The sequence below is a fragment of the Nonomuraea phyllanthi genome, assembly GCF_006334985.2.
GTDB lineage: Bacteria > Actinomycetota > Actinomycetes > Streptosporangiales > Streptosporangiaceae > Nonomuraea > Nonomuraea phyllanthi.
The window spans coordinates 135,684-150,952 of record NZ_VDLX02000006.1 but is presented as its reverse complement, the minus strand read 5'-3'; the positions used below and the strand labels follow the sequence as shown (position 1 = coordinate 150,952).

The 15,269-nt window shown below is 72.2% G+C and carries 11 protein-coding genes; 6 read left to right on the top strand and 5 right to left on the bottom strand.

Annotated features, from left to right (window positions below):
- Positions 1–19: 19 nt before the first annotated feature.
- Together FH608_RS17875 and FH608_RS51520 are read right to left on the bottom strand one after the other, a co-directional pair.
- Positions 20–370 carry an ArsR/SmtB family transcription factor gene (locus tag FH608_RS17875; RefSeq protein ID WP_139631664.1) on the bottom strand — a complete coding sequence of 117 codons (351 nt, stop codon included), beginning with the start codon at positions 368–370 and terminating at the stop codon, positions 20–22.
- A 97-nt stretch (positions 371–467) separates the two neighbouring features.
- Entirely contained in the window at positions 468–776 is a 309-nt protein-coding gene (locus tag FH608_RS51520) for a hypothetical protein (protein WP_193318477.1), read from the bottom strand.
- Positions 777–801: 25 nt separating this feature from the next.
- Between FH608_RS51520 and FH608_RS17865 the strand changes: the two genes are divergently transcribed.
- The 6 genes from FH608_RS17865 to FH608_RS17840 are packed head-to-tail and all read left to right on the top strand — an operon-like array spanning position 802 to position 7,841.
- Positions 802–1,284 carry an NADH-quinone oxidoreductase subunit B family protein gene (locus tag FH608_RS17865; protein WP_139631662.1) on the top strand — a complete coding sequence of 161 codons (483 nt, stop codon included), beginning with the start codon at positions 802–804 and terminating at the stop codon, positions 1,282–1,284.
- Entirely contained in the window at positions 1,281–3,290 is a 2,010-nt protein-coding gene (locus FH608_RS17860) for a proton-conducting transporter transmembrane domain-containing protein (protein ID WP_139631661.1), read from the top strand. Before FH608_RS17865 ends, FH608_RS17860 begins: the two co-directional genes overlap by 4 nt.
- Complete coding sequence (locus FH608_RS17855; protein WP_226899647.1) at positions 3,287–4,231, top strand: respiratory chain complex I subunit 1 family protein; 945 nt, start codon at positions 3,287–3,289, stop codon at positions 4,229–4,231. Before FH608_RS17860 ends, FH608_RS17855 begins: the two co-directional genes overlap by 4 nt.
- Before the next feature lie 39 nt (positions 4,232–4,270).
- Positions 4,271–4,930: a hypothetical protein gene (locus FH608_RS17850; RefSeq protein WP_139631659.1), complete on the top strand. Its 660-nt coding sequence runs from the start codon at positions 4,271–4,273 to the stop codon at positions 4,928–4,930.
- Complete coding sequence (locus FH608_RS17845; protein WP_139631658.1) at positions 4,930–6,378, top strand: proton-conducting transporter transmembrane domain-containing protein; 1,449 nt, start codon at positions 4,930–4,932, stop codon at positions 6,376–6,378. The genes FH608_RS17850 and FH608_RS17845 overlap by 1 nt, the downstream gene beginning before the upstream one ends.
- Positions 6,375–7,841 carry a hydrogenase large subunit gene (locus FH608_RS17840; protein ID WP_139631657.1) on the top strand — a complete coding sequence of 489 codons (1,467 nt, stop codon included), beginning with the start codon at positions 6,375–6,377 and terminating at the stop codon, positions 7,839–7,841. Before FH608_RS17845 ends, FH608_RS17840 begins: the two co-directional genes overlap by 4 nt.
- Before the next feature lie 204 nt (positions 7,842–8,045).
- On the opposite strand, the gene FH608_RS17835 is transcribed toward FH608_RS17840, so the two are convergent.
- The 3 genes from FH608_RS17835 to FH608_RS17825 all read right to left on the bottom strand — a co-directional run bounded on the left by FH608_RS17835 (position 8,046) and on the right by FH608_RS17825 (position 14,977).
- Positions 8,046–11,402, bottom strand: coding sequence for a glycosyl hydrolase family 95 catalytic domain-containing protein (locus FH608_RS17835; protein ID WP_139631656.1), 3,357 nt, complete (start codon positions 11,400–11,402; stop codon positions 8,046–8,048).
- Between the two features lie 198 nt (positions 11,403–11,600).
- Positions 11,601–14,348: a heparinase II/III family protein gene (locus tag FH608_RS17830; protein WP_139631655.1), complete on the bottom strand. Its 2,748-nt coding sequence runs from the start codon at positions 14,346–14,348 to the stop codon at positions 11,601–11,603.
- Between the two features lie 56 nt (positions 14,349–14,404).
- Complete coding sequence (locus tag FH608_RS17825) at positions 14,405–14,977, bottom strand: LmbU family transcriptional regulator (protein ID WP_226899646.1); 573 nt, start codon at positions 14,975–14,977, stop codon at positions 14,405–14,407.
- Positions 14,978–15,269: the final 292 nt, after the last annotated feature.

Sequence of the window (15,269 nt, the reverse complement as noted above, 5' to 3'; positions counted from 1 at the left end):
TTCAACTGATTATTGGCCGTCACGAGGCTTCGCGGTCCGCCTCGTCGGCCGCCCGCAGCTCGCTGAGGAGCTCGTTCTGCCCGGAGATCTTCTCGGTCAGCAGGACGCGCGCCGCGCGCAGCAGGTCGGCGACGCGCCCCCCGGCCAGCGCGTAGACGACGGTCGCGCCGTCGCGCCGCGCGCTGACCATGCCCGAGCGGCGCAGCACGGCCAGGTGCTGCGACAGCCCGGTCGGTTCGACCTCGATCGCGGCGAGGAGCTCGCGCACCGGCATCGGCCCGTCCTGCAGCAACTCCAGCACGCGGATCCGTACCGGGTGGCCCAGCAGCCGGAACAGCTCGGCCTTGGCCTGATACAGCGGCACCGACATCACAAACCCACCATATCCAGCCGTGCGGCCGGCGTCGGGTCAGCGCTCGGAGGGAGATCGCTTGCGATTTTGCTGGGTCCAACACTTGAAGAATTCTTCAAGAGGCGACATCATGTCTTCGCTGCGTCAGGGACGATCGGGGGCGGATGTGGGAGATTTCGCGGGAGGCGTGCGCAGCCGGGTGCGCCACGGGCGCGAAGCCCTGCGTGCCGCCCAGGAGTCCGGCGATCAGCACGGCGCGCACGTCCTCGCGGCCGACCTGGAGGAGATGCTCCGCCTGGCCGCCGAGCACGGCGTCGCCGTCGACGGTGACGGTGACGGTGACGGTGACGGTGACGGTGACGGTGACGGTGACGGCGGGGAGCCTCTTCCCCCGTCCGCTCCCCCCTCCCCCGGCCGACGGCATGAAGGGTGAGGCGGGAGATCCGGCGATGGGGCTGTGGCGGAAGATCATGAGGACGGGGCGGGTGGCCGAGCCCGCTCCGGCGCGGGTGCCGGGCGAGGCACCCTCGAAGGCGGCCGAGCTGGCCGGCTCGGTGCAGATCAGGCACGTCGACGCCGGGTCCTGCAACGGCTGCGAGGTGGAGATCTCCTCGGCGTTCGGCCCGGTGTACGACGCCGAGCGGTACGGCGCCCGGATGGTGGCCTCGCCCCGGCACGCTGACGCGCTGCTGGTGACGGGGCCCGTGACGCGCAACATGGAGATGGCGCTGCGCCGCGCCTATGACGCGGTCCCCGAGCCACGCCTGGTGATCGCGCTGGGTGACTGCGCGCGCGACTGCGGGGTGTTCGCCGGAGCCTACGGGGTGGCCGGTGCGGTGAGCGACGTGGTGCCCGTGGACGTGGAGGTGCCGGGCTGCCCTCCTGAGCCTGAGGCGATCGTGGCGGCGGTGCGGCGGCTGACCGGCCGATGAACCTGGTCGGCACCCTGTTCGTGGCGTCGCTGTCGTGCTGCGCGCTGGCCGCCGCGGCGGCCCTGACGGCACCGGCCAAGGCTCGGCTGTGGCTGGCCGGCCTGTGCACGGCGGCGGCGGGCGCCTGCGGGGCGGCGGCGGGCGTGGCGGCCCTCGCCGGGCAGAGCTGGTCCGCCTGGCTGCCCGGCCTGCTGCCGCTGGCCGGGGCGCGGCTGGCGCTCGACCCCTTGAGCGGGGCGTTCGTCGTGGTCACCGGGACAGTGGCGGTGTGCGCGGCCATCCACGGCATCGGCTACTGCCGGCACGGCCTGGACGGCCGGGTCTTCCAGGCCGTGCTGCCGGTGTTCGTGGCGTCCATGCTGCTGGTTCCGGCGGCGGCGAGCGTGAGCACGTTCCTGCTCGCCTGGGAGCTGATGGCGGTGTCGTCGCTGCTGCTCGTGCTGGCCGAGCACCGGCGGAACACCTCGGTGCGCCGGGCCGGGCTGTGGTACGCGGTCATGACGCACCTCGGCCTGGTGGCGATCCTGGTGGGGCTGGTGGCGTTCGCGGCCGGGGCCGGCGGCGAGAGCTTCGCGCAGTTGCGCGAGGCCGGCCTGCCGCCCGCGGTGAAGACGGTGGTGTTCCTGACGACGCTGGCCGGGTTCGCCTCGAAGGCGGGCATCGTGCCGCTGCACGTGTGGCTGCCGCGCGCGCATCCGGAGGCGCCCAGCCATGTGTCGGCGCTGATGAGCGCGGCGATGGTGAACATGGGCGCGTACGGCGTGGTCCGGGTCGGGCTGGACCTGCTGCACGGCGGGCCGGCCTGGTGGTGGCTGCTGGTGCTGGCGGCGGGCGCGGTGTCGGCGCTGTACGGCATCCTGCAGGCGGCCGTCTCCTCCGACCTGAAACGCCTGCTCGGCTACTCCACGACGGAGAACCTGGGCCTGGTGATGGTCGGGGTGGGCGCGGCGGGTTTCCTCGCCGCCACCGGGATTCCCGTCCTGGCGACGCTGGCGCTGGCCGCGGCGTTGCTGCACGTCGTCAATCACGCCGCGTTCAAGACGACACTGTTCCTGTCGGCGGGGTCGGTCCTGTACGCGACGGGCGTACGGGATCTGGACGCGCTGGGCGGGCTGCGCGACCGGATGCCGTACACCACGGCGCTGTTCGCCGCCGGCGCGCTGTGCGCCTCGGCGTTGCCGCCCGGCAACGCCTTCGTCAGCGAGTGGCTGCTGCTGCAGAGCCTGATCCACGCCGTGCCCGGCTCCGGGGTGGCGGGCGCGGTCACGATGCCGCTCGCGGTCGGGATGATCGCGCTGTCCGCGGGGCTCGCCGTCGCCACCTTCGTCAAGGCGTTCGGGGTGGGCTTCCTGGCCCGGCCGCGCAGCGCGGAGGCCGGGAGGGCTGAAGAGGTCCCGCCGGTGATGCTGGGCGGGACGGCGCTCGCGGTGGCGTGCTGCGTGGCCCTGGCGGTGGCGCCGACCGTGGTGGTGCCGGCGCTCGGCCGGGCCGTGGCGGTGGTGTTCCCGGGACGCGACGTGGTGAGCGGGGAGCTGACGCTGCGGCTCGCGGGCGTCTCCGGAGTGGTCTCGCCCCTGCTGATCGCCGTCGCCCTGCTGGTGAGCGTCATGGCGGTGCTGGTCCTGGTACGGGTGGCGGCGACGCGGCGGGCCCGGCGCGCCGCCAGGCTCTGGGACTGCGGCGCCGGGCCCATGTCGGCGCGGATGGAGTACACCGCGACGTCGTTCGCCGAGCCGTTGCAGCGGGTCTTCGACAACGTGCTCGCCCCGGAGAGCGATGTGGACGTCACCCCGATGAAGGAGTCGGCCTACCTGGTGGAGCGGGTCCGCTTCCACGCCCGGGTGCCTGATCGGATCGAGCACAGGCTCTACGACCCGCTGATCGCCGCGGCCGCGGCCGTCGGGCGGCGGGCGCGCGTCCTCGCCACCGGCAGCGTGCACCGCTACCTCGGCTACGGCTTCTGGGCGCTGGCCGGCGCGCTGGTCGTCCTGGTGGTGCTGTGGTGACGGGCGCGCTGGGAACCGGGCTGCAGGTGATCGCCGTCGCCCTCGGCTCGCCGCTGCTCGTCGGGGTGATGCGGCAGGTCAGGGCCCGGCTGGAAGGACGCGCCGGCCCCGGGATCGGGCAGCCGTGGCGGGACCTGCGCAAGCTGCTGCGCAAGGAGCCGATCGCGGCGCACGGCACGGGCTGGCCCTTCCGGGCCGCGCCCCTGCTCGTGGCGGGTACGGCCCTGGTCGTGGCCGCGGTCGTGCCGCTGGTGACGACGGTCTCGCCGCTGGACGGCGTCGCCGACCTGTTCGCGGTGACCGCGCTGCTGGCCCTGGGGTCGGTGGCGCTCGCGCTGGGCGCCCTGGACACGGGGACGGCGTTCGGCGGGATGGGCGCCAGCCGGGAGATGGCCGTGCTGGCGCTGGTCGAGCCGACGATCCTGGTGTCGGTGTTCGCGCTGTCGATCAGGGTCGGCTCCACCAGCCTGGGGCAGATCGTCACCGCGACGGTGGAGGATCCCCTGGCGGTGGTCTCCCCGGCGAGCGTGCTGGCCGCGGTCGCGCTGGCCATCGTCACGATCGCGGAGACCGGCAGGATCCCGGTGGACAACCCGGCCACGCACCTCGAACTGACCATGATCCATGAGGCGATGGTGCTGGAGTACGCCGGCCCTGACCTGGCGCTGGTCGAATGGGCGTCGGCGATGCGGCTGTCGATCTTCCTTGGCCTGCTGTCCAGCCTGTTCTTCCCCGTGGGGATCGCCACGGCGGGCGCGGGAGTGCTCGCGGTGCTGCTGTCGGTGCTCGTACTCGTCGGGAAGGTGGCGATCCTCGGTGTGCTGCTGGCCGCGGGCGAGGTGTTCATGGCCAAGTTGCGGCTGTTCCGCGTGCCGGAGCTGCTCGCCGGGTCGTTCCTGCTGGCGCTGCTGGCCGTCGCCGCCTCCTTCTTCCTGGCGTGACCATGACTTCCTCCACGAACATGACCTCCTGGCGTGCCCATGACTGACGCGACCTTCGTCCAGCTGCTCGACCTGGCCTGCGGGGCCTTCCTGCTGACGGCCGTGCTGGTGCTGTGGCGGCGCGAGCTGGCGGCGATCGTGTGGCTGTTCGCGCTGCAGGGCATCGCCCTGACCGCGCTGATCGTCGTGCTCGGCGCCCGGCAGGGCGATGTCGAGCTGATCCTGATCGGTCTCGGAGTGGGCGCGCTGCGGGCCGGGCTGCTGCCCTACCTGATGCGGCGCGCGCTGGTCGCGGGCGGCGGGGGCCGCGAGACGCAGCCCCTGGTCAACGTGGCGACGTCGCTGCTGGTGGCGGCGGTGCTGGCGATGCTCGCCTACGCGCTCTCCCAGCCTCTGGTACGGCTGTCGCCCACCCCGGCGACGCAGGCCGTGCCGGTCGCGCTGACCGTACTGCTGATCGGGTTCTTCCTCCTGGTGACCCGGCGGCGGGCCCTGTCGCAGCTGGTGGGCTTCCTGCTGATGGACAACGCCATCACCGCCGCCGCCTTCCTGACCACCAGCGGCGTCCCGCTCGTCGTCGAGCTCGGGATCTCCCTGGACGTCCTGCTGGCCGTGCTGGTCCTGCAGGTGCTGACCACCCGGATGCGGGCCGCGTTCGGCGGCACCGACCTCGACGAGCTGCGGGAGTTGCACGACTGATGGGGAGCCTGCTGGTGATCGGCCCGCTCGCGGTGCCCGTGGCCGCCGCGTGCGCGTACGCCGTGCTCGGCTGGAACCGGGCCACCGCGTGGCTGGGCGCGCTGTCCGCGGCCGGGGTGCTGGCCTGCGCCGTCGCGCTGGCCGCCACGGGCGGGGGCGACGCGCTCGGAGGGCAGCTCACCGGTGACGCGCTGAGCGCCTACATGCTCCTGGTGATCGGCGCGGTCGCGCTGCTGGCGATGCTCGCCGGCCCCGCCTACCTGGCGGCGGAGCTCGCCGCCGGGCGCACCGGCCCCCGCGCGATGCGCCGCTACGGGGTGCTGACGCAGTCGTTCATCGCCGCCATGGCGCTGGCGGTCCTCGCCTCCAGCCTGGGCCTGCTGTGGGTCGCCATCGAGGCGACCACCATCGTGACCGCCTTCCTGGTCGGGCACCGGCGCACCCGCGAGGCCACCGAGGCCGCGTGGAAATACGTGGTCATCTGCTCGGTCGGCATCGCCCTCGCCCTCCTCGGCATCGTCATGCTCCACTACGCCGGCACGCACGCCGGCGTGACGTCCCTGGGCTGGGCGGAGCTGACCGCGCACGCGGACCGCCTCGATCCCGGCGTGACGCGCATCGCGGTCGTGCTGCTCGTGCTCGGGTTCGGCACCAAGGCGGGGCTGGCGCCGATGCACGCCTGGCTGCCCGACGCGCACAGCCAGGCCCCGGCGCCGGTGTCGGCGCTGATGTCGGGGGTGCTGCTGTCGGTGGCGTTCTACGCCGTGCTGCGGACCAAGGTCATCGCCGACGCGGCGCTCGGCGCCGGTTTCGCCCGCACGCTGCTCGTCATCGTCGCGCTGGCCTCCTTGGCCGTGGCCGCGCTGCTGCTGCTCGGCCAGCGCGACTACAAGCGGCTGCTGGCCTACTCCAGCATCGAGCACATGGGCCTGCTCGCGCTCGGCGCGGCCGTCGGCGGCGCCCTCGCCCTGGCGGCCGTCCTGCTGCACATCCTCGGGCACGGGCTCGGCAAGTCCGTGCTGTTCCTGTCGGCGGGCCGGCTGCACCAGGCCGTGGGCAGCAGCCGGATGGACGCGGTCCGCGGCCTGACGGCCAGGGCGCCGCTGCTCGGCGGGACGTTCGGGCTCGGCCTGCTGGCCCTGCTCGGCCTGCCCCCGTTCAGCCTGTTCGCCAGCGAGCTCGGCATCGCGCGCGCGGGCTTCGCCGCCGGGCTGGGCTGGGCGATCGCGCCGGCCCTGCTGCTGATGCTGGTCATCGTCGCCGCCGTCTGCCGGCACGCCGGGAGGATGCTGCTGGGCGACTCGCCCGACGGCGCCGTCGCCACGCCGTACAGCGTGGCCGTCCCGCTGGTCGCGGGCCTGGCGGCCTGCGCCGCCCTGGGCATCGCCACGGGCCCGCTCCACTCCTTGCTGCGGGCCGCCGCCACCATCGCCGGAGCCGCCCCATGAGCGTCCGCACGATCTCGGACATCACCCCCTCCGAGCTGCCGGACCGGGCCGCGGAGCTGCTGGCCGGCGGCCACCGGCTGGCGCTCGTGTCCGCCGGCCGGCTGGAGCGCGGCTACTCCCTCGCCTACCTGTTCGTCGCGGGCCGTCCGGACCGCCGCGCCGAGCTCCGCCTGCGCCTGCCCGCGGAGCAGCCGTCCGTGCCGAGCCTGGCCCGCCTGTCCTTCCCCGCGGGCCGGTTCGAGCGGGAGATCCGCGACCTGTACGGGATCACCCCGCTCGACCACCCGCTCCCCCGGCGCCTCGTACGCCATCACCACTGGCCGCGCGGCTGGTACCCGATGGGGGCCGACGCCGGCGCCCCGCCCTCCTTCGGCGACCCCGAGGGGCCCTACCCGTTCGTCACCGTCGAGGGGCAGGGCGTCTACGAGATCCCCGTCGGCCCCGTCCACGCCGGACTCATCGAGCCGGGGCACTTCCGCTTCTCCGTGGTCGGCGAGACCATCATCAAGCTCAAAGCCCGGCTCTGGTTCGTGCACAAGGGCATCGAGAAGCTCTTCGAGAGCCGCGAACCCGCCGACGGGCTGGAGCTGGCCGAGCGCGTCAGCGGCGACACCTCCGTCGGCCACGCGCTCGCCTACTGCCTGGCCGTCGAAGAGGCCACCGCCACGCCGGTGAGCGAGCCGGACCAGCGGGCCCGCGCCGTGCTGCTGGAGCTCGAACGCCTCTACAACCACGTCACCGATCTCGGCGCGCTCTGCAACGACGTCGCCTTCAGCGTCCTGCACGCGCAGACCGGCCGGATCCGCGAGCAGCTCCTGCGCATCAACGCCGAGGTCACCGGGCACCGGCTGCTGCGCGGCGCGGTACGCCCCGGCGGCACCCGGCTGCTGCGGCCTCCCGACCCCGACCGCCTGCGCGCCATCGGCGCCGACGTCCGGGAGATCGTCGACATCGCCCTCGGCCACACCGTCGTCGCCGACCGCTTCACCGGCACCGCCGTGCTCCCCCTCGACGCCGCCCGCGACCTCGGCACGCTCGGCTACGTGGCCAGGGCCAGCGGCGTGGACGGCGACGCCCGCCGTGACCACCCCTTCATCGGCATCGGCGACTTCACCCCGGCTCTCCGTACGGGCGGAGACGTCCTGGCCCGCTTCCAGATCCGCGCCGAGGAGATCGCCGCCTCGATCGCCCTGATCGACCGCCTGGTCGGCGGGGCCGCCACGGAGGTCCCGCCCCCGGCCGGACCGTCGTCGTCAGGCGTCGGGCTGGTCGAGGGCTGGCGCGGCACGATCGCGCACCGCGTCGAGCTCGCGCCCGATGCCACGCTCAGGCGCGTGAAGATCGTCGACCCGTCCTTCCTCAACTGGCCGGCCCTGCCGGTGGCGCTCACCAGCGCGATCGTCCCCGACTTTCCTCTCGTCAACAAGAGCTTCAACCTCTCCTACGCCGGCAACGACCTGTGACGACCCGCGGCGTCCCGCCGTGATCCGGCGGCCGGGTGTGCCCGTGAACGCCCCGTCCTTGGCACGCCGGCCTCGGTGGCGCCCGGAAGCCGTGAGACCCGGGCGCCAGGGAGTCCCGAGTGCTGGAGAGGCCCGGACGCTGGAGAGACCCGGAGGCCGGGGAGGCGCGGACGTCACCGCCTGCCTCCCCGGCGCTCCGCGAGGTCAGAAGGCGAGCTGCCGCCAGTCCCCGACCTCGTCCGCGGACAGCGTCCTGGCGAAGATGGCCGCCCGGTCCACCGAGCCGGTCATCCGCTGGCCGCCGCCCTGGTCGGCGCCGAAGCGCAGCGGCCTGGACGCGCAGCCCGTGATGCCGTCGGCGGTGACCTGCGCGGTGGCCTTGCGCTCGCCGTCCACGTAGAGGGTGACCGTGCCGCTCCTGTCCAGGGTGACCACCAGGTCGATCCAGCGGCCCGCGGGCAGGGTGTGGTTGACGGTCACGTTCACGCCCGCGCCGATGAAGCGCAGGTTGCCGCTCGGCGTCACGTCGAGCAGCACGCCGTCGGTGCCGGGGTCGCCGGACGGCTGCGAGTCGAACAGCCGCCGGTAGCCGGTGCCGGCGATCTTGACCTCGGCCGCGAACGTGGCCTCGGGCAGCAGGCCGAGCGTGGTGTTCCCGGTGGTCAGGAAGGTGCTGCCGTCGAGCACCAGCCCGCTGCCGGACGGCGCGGTGGCGTCGTAGGAGGCGGTGCCGCCGGTGACGGTGGCGTCGCGGCCGTTGCCGGAGGTGTCGGCGACGGTACCGCCTTCCTTCGGGTCCCAGGCGACCAGCACCGAGCCGGGGTCGGGCGAGGCGCACGGCAGCAGGCCGAGCACGGCGGTGGCCGCGCCCTTCCAGGAGTCGCCGGTGACCGAGGCGGCGAGCACCGCGCGACGCGAGCCGTCGGCCGGTCCCGGGGTGACGGTGAAGGTCACGCCGCGCGAGCTGCCTGGCGCCACGCCCGCCACGTGGCGGGTCTGCGGCTCGACGGTCCAGCCCTGCGGCACGGTGAGCGACACGTCCGAGGCGGGCACCGCCCGGCGGCGGGTGGCGGTGACCGTCACCCGGGCCTCGAACGGGGTGCCGGGCATGGCGGAGGCGGGCGCCTCCAGCGTGACGGCCGCCTCGTTCTGGATCGTGTACGCCTTGCCGGCGCGGGCGTTCCAGCTCAGCACGTCACCGTCGCGGTGGGCGCCGATCTCGTGGCCCCGCTCGTCGTAGACGCGGTAGCGGCCGGCCACGAACGGCGCGCCGACCTTGATCTGGCCGGTCCCGCCCGGGTGCACGGTGACGGTGTCGGGTGCGCCGTCCTTCCAGGTGGCGTCCACGGTCACGTCGCCGCGGGCGCGCAGGCCGGACACCGAGCCGTCCTTCCAGGCGGACGGCAGCGCGGGCAGCACCCGTACGACGTCGTGCTGGCTCTGCACGAGCATCTCGGCGATGCCGGAGGTGGCGCCGAAGTTGCCGTCGATCTGGAACGGCGGGTGCGTGTCCCACAGGTTGTCCAGCGTGGACGCCTTCAACTGCTCGCTGAGCATCTTGTGGGCGTGGTCGCCGTCCAGCAGCCGGGCCCAGAAGTTGATCTTCCAGGCCTTCGACCAGCCGGTGCCGCCGTCGCCGCGCGCGGCCAGCGAGACCTTGGCCGCCTCGGCCTCCGGGGTGCCCGGGGTGATCTGGTTGCCGGGGTGCAGGGCGTACAGGTGGGAGACGTGCCGGTGGGTGTCGGTCCTGGAGTCCCAGTCGCTCTTCCACTCCTGCAGCTGGCCCCAGGAGCCGATCCGCAGGCCGGGGTCGAGCTTGGCCAGCGCGGCGCTCACCTCGGCCCGGAAGCCCTCGTCCACGCCGAGCTTCTCGGCCGCGGCCAGGGCGTTGGTGAGCACCTCGCGGACGATCTGCTGCGACATCGACGCGCCGGCGGAGAAGTCGCCGTGCTCGGGCGAGTAGCTCGGGGAGACGACGAGCGTGCCGTCACGCGGGTCGGTGTGCAGGAAGTCCAGCCAGAACTCCGCCGCGCCCTTGATCACCGGGTAGGCGGTCTCCCGCAGGTAGTCCACGTCGCCGCTGAAGCGGTAGCTGTCGTACAGGTGCTGGGTGGTCCAGGCGGCGGCCTCCGGGAACCAGAACGAGCTGCCGTAGTCGTGCAGGCCGGTGAAGCCGAACGGGTTGGTCTCGTTGTTGACGACCCAGCCGCGCGCGCCGTAGATCTCCTGGGCGGTCTCACGGCCGGGCGCGACCATGGCCGCGATGTAGCGGTCGTACGGTTCGGTGGTCTCGTGCAGGTTGGTCTGCTCGGCGAGCCAGTAGTTCATCTGCAGGTTGATGTTGACGTGGTAGTCGGCCGACCAGGGCGGGCTGGTGGAGTTGTTCCACACGCCCTGGAGGTTGGCCGGGAGGATGTCGTTCTCGCGGGAGGAGGAGATCAGCAGGTAGCGGCCGTAGGCGAAGAACATCGCCTCCAGCGCCCGGTCGTCGGCGGAGGCGCCGCCGGTGTACTTCCCGCGCAGCTCGTCGGTGGGGACCTTCGGCGTGCTCTGGCCGAGGTCCAGCTTCACCCGGTCGAACAGCTCGCGGTAGTCGGCGACGTGCGCGGCCCGCAGGTCGTCGTAGCTCCTGGCGGCGGCCGCGTCCACCGCGGCGGTGACCTCGGCATGCGGGTCCTCGCCCCGGTAGGTCGGGTAGGTGTCGGCGTAGTCGGTGCCGGCCGACAGGACGAACACGGCGCTGTCGGCGCCGCTGACGGTGATCCGGTCGCCCGCGTCGGTACGCGTGCCGCCCTCCGTGACCACCTGCACCTGCGCCTCGAAGGTCATCTTGTTGTCGCGCAGCTGCCCGCGGATGGTGAGCCGCCCGCCGGAGGCCGTGACGGTCTGGTCGTCGCGCGGCGAGGTGTGCCGGAGCGTGAACGACACCTTGCCGGGCTGGTCCGCCGAGAGCCGCCCGACGATCACGTTGCCGGGGTTGCTGGCGAAGTACTCGCGCGCGTACGTGACGCCGCCGGCGGTGTAGCCGACCCTGGCCACGGCCTCGCGCAGGCTCAGCTCGCGCCGGTAGCCCGTCGGGTCGTCGGGGGCGTCGGCCAGGTCGAGGTGGAGGTCGCCGAAGGTCTGGTAGGCGCCGAACCCGGTCTTGGGCTGGCCCAGCCTGGCCACCACGTCGCCGGTGGACATCTTGCCGTCGCGGTCGATCTGCTGCTGGACCTCGGCGATGGCGTTCGGGCGCGGGGTCTTCCAGTTGCCGAAGTCGTAGCCGCTGTGCCCGGGACCGCCGGTCCACAGCGTCTTCTCGTTGAACTGGATCTGCTCGGAGGCCAGGCCGCCGAACACCTTCGCGCCCAGCGGGCCGTTGCCGATGGGCAGGGCCTGGGTCTCCCAGTCGGTGGCCGGTTCGTCGTACCACAGGGTCAGGTCATCGGGTGTCTGCACTGCACTCGTCTCTGGATCGGGCGCCGCCTGAGCGGGAGTGGCCACCGCCAGGGTGCCGATGAACAGGGATAACGCGGCGAGCAGGGTGGTGCTGCGGCGCCGGCGTGGGGGGTTGATCACTGATTCCTCCGATCACAAGTGACCTTCACCAGGAAATAGCACCGAAACGCCGTGACAACAAGGGGTGGCATCGGATGTTTTCCGGGCGGCCATGGGTCACATGTCGCTTGACCGGCGAAAGAAGCGCGATTGGTCCGATGTATTCTGGACGATCAGGACGTTGTGCCCGCCCGCCGCCCGGAGTCGCCTGTGGAGGTGTCAGGCGGCCGCGTAGATGAGCGTGCCCGCGCGTTCGAAGGGAACGACCACACCGTTGAGGATCACCTTGGCGGCTTCCGGCGCCGCGATCGCGATGGCCTCGGCCGGGTCGGTGCTCGCGGTCAGCCCGCTGCCATCGATCCGTACGGTGCCGTCCCCGTCGAAGGTCACGGCCAGCTCCTTGACCGCGGCCGGCGCCTTGACCAGGGTCGTGCCGGCGCGTTCGATCGACGAGCCGTCGACCATCACGATCGATCCCGCGTCGGCGTAGAGCAGCTTGCCGTCGAAGGTGTAGGGCCCGAACGTGCGCGACGCCTTCGTGGTCCAGGACTTGTAGTAGACGCCCGCGCCGCCGTTCAGGCTCAGGGCTGTCGCCTTGTGGGACGGGGTGGCGCCGACGGGGAGCCGTTCCACCGTCACCGAGGTGTCGGCCGCGCCCCTGGACGGCACCAGGAGGGTGTCGAAGGTCGTCCGGCCGGCGGCCCGCTTGACGTAGGAGGCGTACTTCGCGTTCTCCACGGAGTAGAACCGCGGCGCGTGGTAGCCGTCGAGCAGGTGGGAGGAGACCTGGGCAGGATCGGCGGGGACGATCGTGAGGTTCGCGCCCGTCGCGAAGGCGGTGGCCGTGGCCTCGGTCCCGGAGCGCATCGAGGGATCAGCGTCGGCCGCGAAGTGCCAGTTCTGCTCGTAGCGGTGCGTGGCGGCGTCCACCGGCTTGAGCCGGTCGGAGACCACCCACAGGCCCGAGTGCAGCGACAGGACGGACCGCTCGTGAACGGCGCCCGCGGAGCTCGCGGTGTTCGCGCCGATCAGGTCGAAGACGGGGTTGGCGATCAGGTGCGAGATGCCGCCGTCCGCGGTCGAGGTCTGTGGCCTGTCGTCGATCTCGATCGTGTTGTGCGCCTCCGTGGTACGCCGCAGCCACTCCGCGCGGGGGTCCTCACTGTAGGTGAAGGTGCCCATGTCGGGCAGGAGCGGCCGGCCGTACGCGTAGGCGGTGATCGCCAGCTCGTCCGGGTGGCTGTGGTTGCCGCGGTCGGCGTTGAGCCGGAGGTGGGAGTCGTCGGCGGTCCAGCCGGAGCGGGAGATCGCGACCCGGGTGTCCGGGTAGAGCACGGAGGTGTGCGCCGGCTTCTCGCCCGACCTTCCGGAGGTGCCGACGTGGACGAGTTCGGGGTCGTCGAGCAGCTCGCCCAGCTCTCTGAGGGTGCTGCGCAGGTCGAGGGAGTCGCTGTCGCCGTAGGCGGGGCCGTAGCCGCTGGGGTAGCTCTGGTCCATGAGGAAGCGCCCCAGCTGCCGCAGCTTGGCGGTGGCGGTGAACGGGATGCCGTTGCGCCGCATGAAGGCGACGGCGTCCACGTACTGACGGAGGTAGCCCCGCAGGTAGGCGTCCGTGGACTCCCTGTAGCCGCCGTCGGCGTAGGTGGAGTCGTCGAGCTGGGCCGAGAGGAAGCCGGCGGCGTCGGCGCGCCACGCGGGCGCGGCGCGGAACTCCGGGAAGTAGACGGCGGCGTGCAGCAGCATGATCTTCTGTGACTGCATCTTGTTCGGCGTGCCGTTGACGTTCACCTGCAGGTACAGGCCAGCCCGGTTCATCGTCTTGAGGATCGCGGTGTTGGCCTCGGGGGTCAGCGACGGGCTCCTGCGCAGGATCTCGTAGGCCGCGATCCAGTTCTGCAGGCGGCGCGCGGCGTGCAGGTTGCCCGGGTAGGAGCCGGCGCCCTGGTCGTCGTCGTAGGTGTCGGCGTCCTCGATGAAGTCGGTCATCAGGTCGATGAGCGTGCGGGCGTGCCGCTCGTCGCCGGTCTTCTGGTACTCCAGGGCCAGCGGGCCGGCGAAGGAGAAGCGGGGGAGCTGGTAGAGGTACTCCTTGTCGGCGCCGGCGGGCAGCTTCCAGTCGAAGCCGCCGGGGTCGCCCTCCCAGGAGAAGGTGTTCTGCACGGTGGTGGACCAGGTGCGGGTGGCCTCGTCGAAGGTCTCGGCGTTGCCGTACAGCATGATGTCCTTCGCGGTGTCGGCCTGGCCGGTCAGCGTCAGCTCCGCCTTCTTCACGTCCGTGACGCCGCCGAGGTCGAACCGCAGGTACGCCTTGCGCGTCTCGCCGGTGAACGGCCCCGCGCCCTGGTCGCTGACCTGCATGAAGTACTTGGTGCCGTACACGTTGTCCGGGTGGGCCGCCCAGATGTAGGTGTCGTGCGTGGGGATGAGGGTCCGCACCGAGCCGTCGGCCAGGGTCAGCCGGAGGGTGGGCTTGCCCGACCCCTTGCTCCTGCTGTTGACGAGGGCGATGACCGCGTCCTTGTACCGGCTCATCAGGAAGAATCCGGCCTTGCCGCTGGTGATGCTGCTGGTGACGTCGGCCGTGACGGTCTTCTCCCCCGGGCCGAAGGTGAGCGTCGTGATGTAGGCCTCGCCCGATCCCAGCGTCCAGATGTGGCTGGGCGTCAGCTCGACCGCTCCCGGCCAGGTCGTCTGCGAGAAGGCGCCGGCCTCGATGGCGGGGCGCGCGCGGTAGTGGTCGAGCAGCCGCTGCTCGGCCAGCGCGTAGTCGCCCGCCTTCACCGCGCTCTCCACGGGCTTCAGGCCCTCCCGCGCGTAGTCCAGCCGCGGCCCCACCGTCCAGCCGCCCGCGCTCCACCTTCCGAAGAAGCCCGCGCCCGACAGCGCGCCCGCGGCGGCCGGAGGGCCCGGCACCAGGAATGCGGCGACAAGGACCAGGACGGCGAGCCGCCACCACGAGCGAGACATGCGCGCCAAGGTAGCGGCGCGCGGTATGTCCCGGGTATGTCAGCGCCCGATGATCCTCATTCGCCGTCACCATGACCCGCCGCATGGTCCAGGGCCTGTGCGATCCATTCCGGCAGGGGCACGGACGCGACCTCGGCGGCCGCCTTCCACCGCTGTTCCCGCTCGAAGGAGACGTGGACGGTGAGGGAGACCGTGATGGGCGCGGAACCGGGAGTGCGCGCCCGGCTCGCCTGGATCTCCCTGCGTAATCTGCTCTGGGGCCAGCGTTCCTCCTCCGCGCGCGCCAGCCATCGCTCCTGTTCGTCCTCGGAAAGGGCGGCGACCTGAGCGTGGTGTTGCAGGCTCAGCGTGTCCCGTCGACGGGACATCGGGACGTTCCGAGCGACCCACGCGTAGTTGCGCAGCGTCTTGTACGACAGATTGGTCTGGGAGACGGCCAGCCGGTACCGATCCGGAAAACTCTCCTCGCCGTAGACGAGCCAATCCCCCAGCCACCACGAGGAGGAGTCGCCGATCACACCCAACTGGTCGCCGATTTTTTCCCACGCGTCGAACGGCAGGCCCGCGGGGAGTGAAAGGCCGAGCCTTCCGGCCCGGATGGAAGGCTCGAGTCCGAGCCTGTTCGACAACGATTCTCCGCGTGATCCGCTGCGATTCCGTGAGGGAAGTGAAGTCGTATTGAACATTGTTCTCCGGCGTGACGATCAGGAGAGGGCACAGAACCGTTCCGGCCAATCGAGGCGGGTACGGAACAAGGCTAGACAGGCACGGTATGTTTGCGGTATGTCGCCAGGCTTCACCTGGTCAAGGCGTTGCGGGACGGGCTCCTGACGCTTCCCATGACCTCATTGACGAACTCACCGATCTCGTCTCCACGGCCATTTCCACCGCGCCGGAAACCGTCGCCGCCCGCCTATGTGA

Excerpts from the sequence above, each read along its gene's own strand:
- FH608_RS17875 (WP_139631664.1), bottom strand. The coding sequence starts at position 370 with ATGTCGGTGCCGCTGTATCAGGCCAAGGCCGAGCTGTTCCGGCTGCTG.
- FH608_RS51520 (WP_193318477.1), bottom strand. The coding sequence starts at position 776 with ATGCCGTCGGCCGGGGGAGGGGGGAGCGGACGGGGGAAGAGGCTCCCC.
- FH608_RS17865 (WP_139631662.1), top strand. The coding sequence starts at position 802 with ATGGGGCTGTGGCGGAAGATCATGAGGACGGGGCGGGTGGCCGAGCCC.
- FH608_RS17860 (WP_139631661.1), top strand. The coding sequence starts at position 1,281 with ATGAACCTGGTCGGCACCCTGTTCGTGGCGTCGCTGTCGTGCTGCGCG.
- FH608_RS17850 (WP_139631659.1), top strand. The coding sequence starts at position 4,271 with ATGACTGACGCGACCTTCGTCCAGCTGCTCGACCTGGCCTGCGGGGCC.
- FH608_RS17845 (WP_139631658.1), top strand. The coding sequence starts at position 4,930 with ATGGGGAGCCTGCTGGTGATCGGCCCGCTCGCGGTGCCCGTGGCCGCC.
- FH608_RS17840 (WP_139631657.1), top strand. The coding sequence starts at position 6,375 with ATGAGCGTCCGCACGATCTCGGACATCACCCCCTCCGAGCTGCCGGAC.
- FH608_RS17830 (WP_139631655.1), bottom strand. The coding sequence starts at position 14,348 with ATGTCTCGCTCGTGGTGGCGGCTCGCCGTCCTGGTCCTTGTCGCCGCA.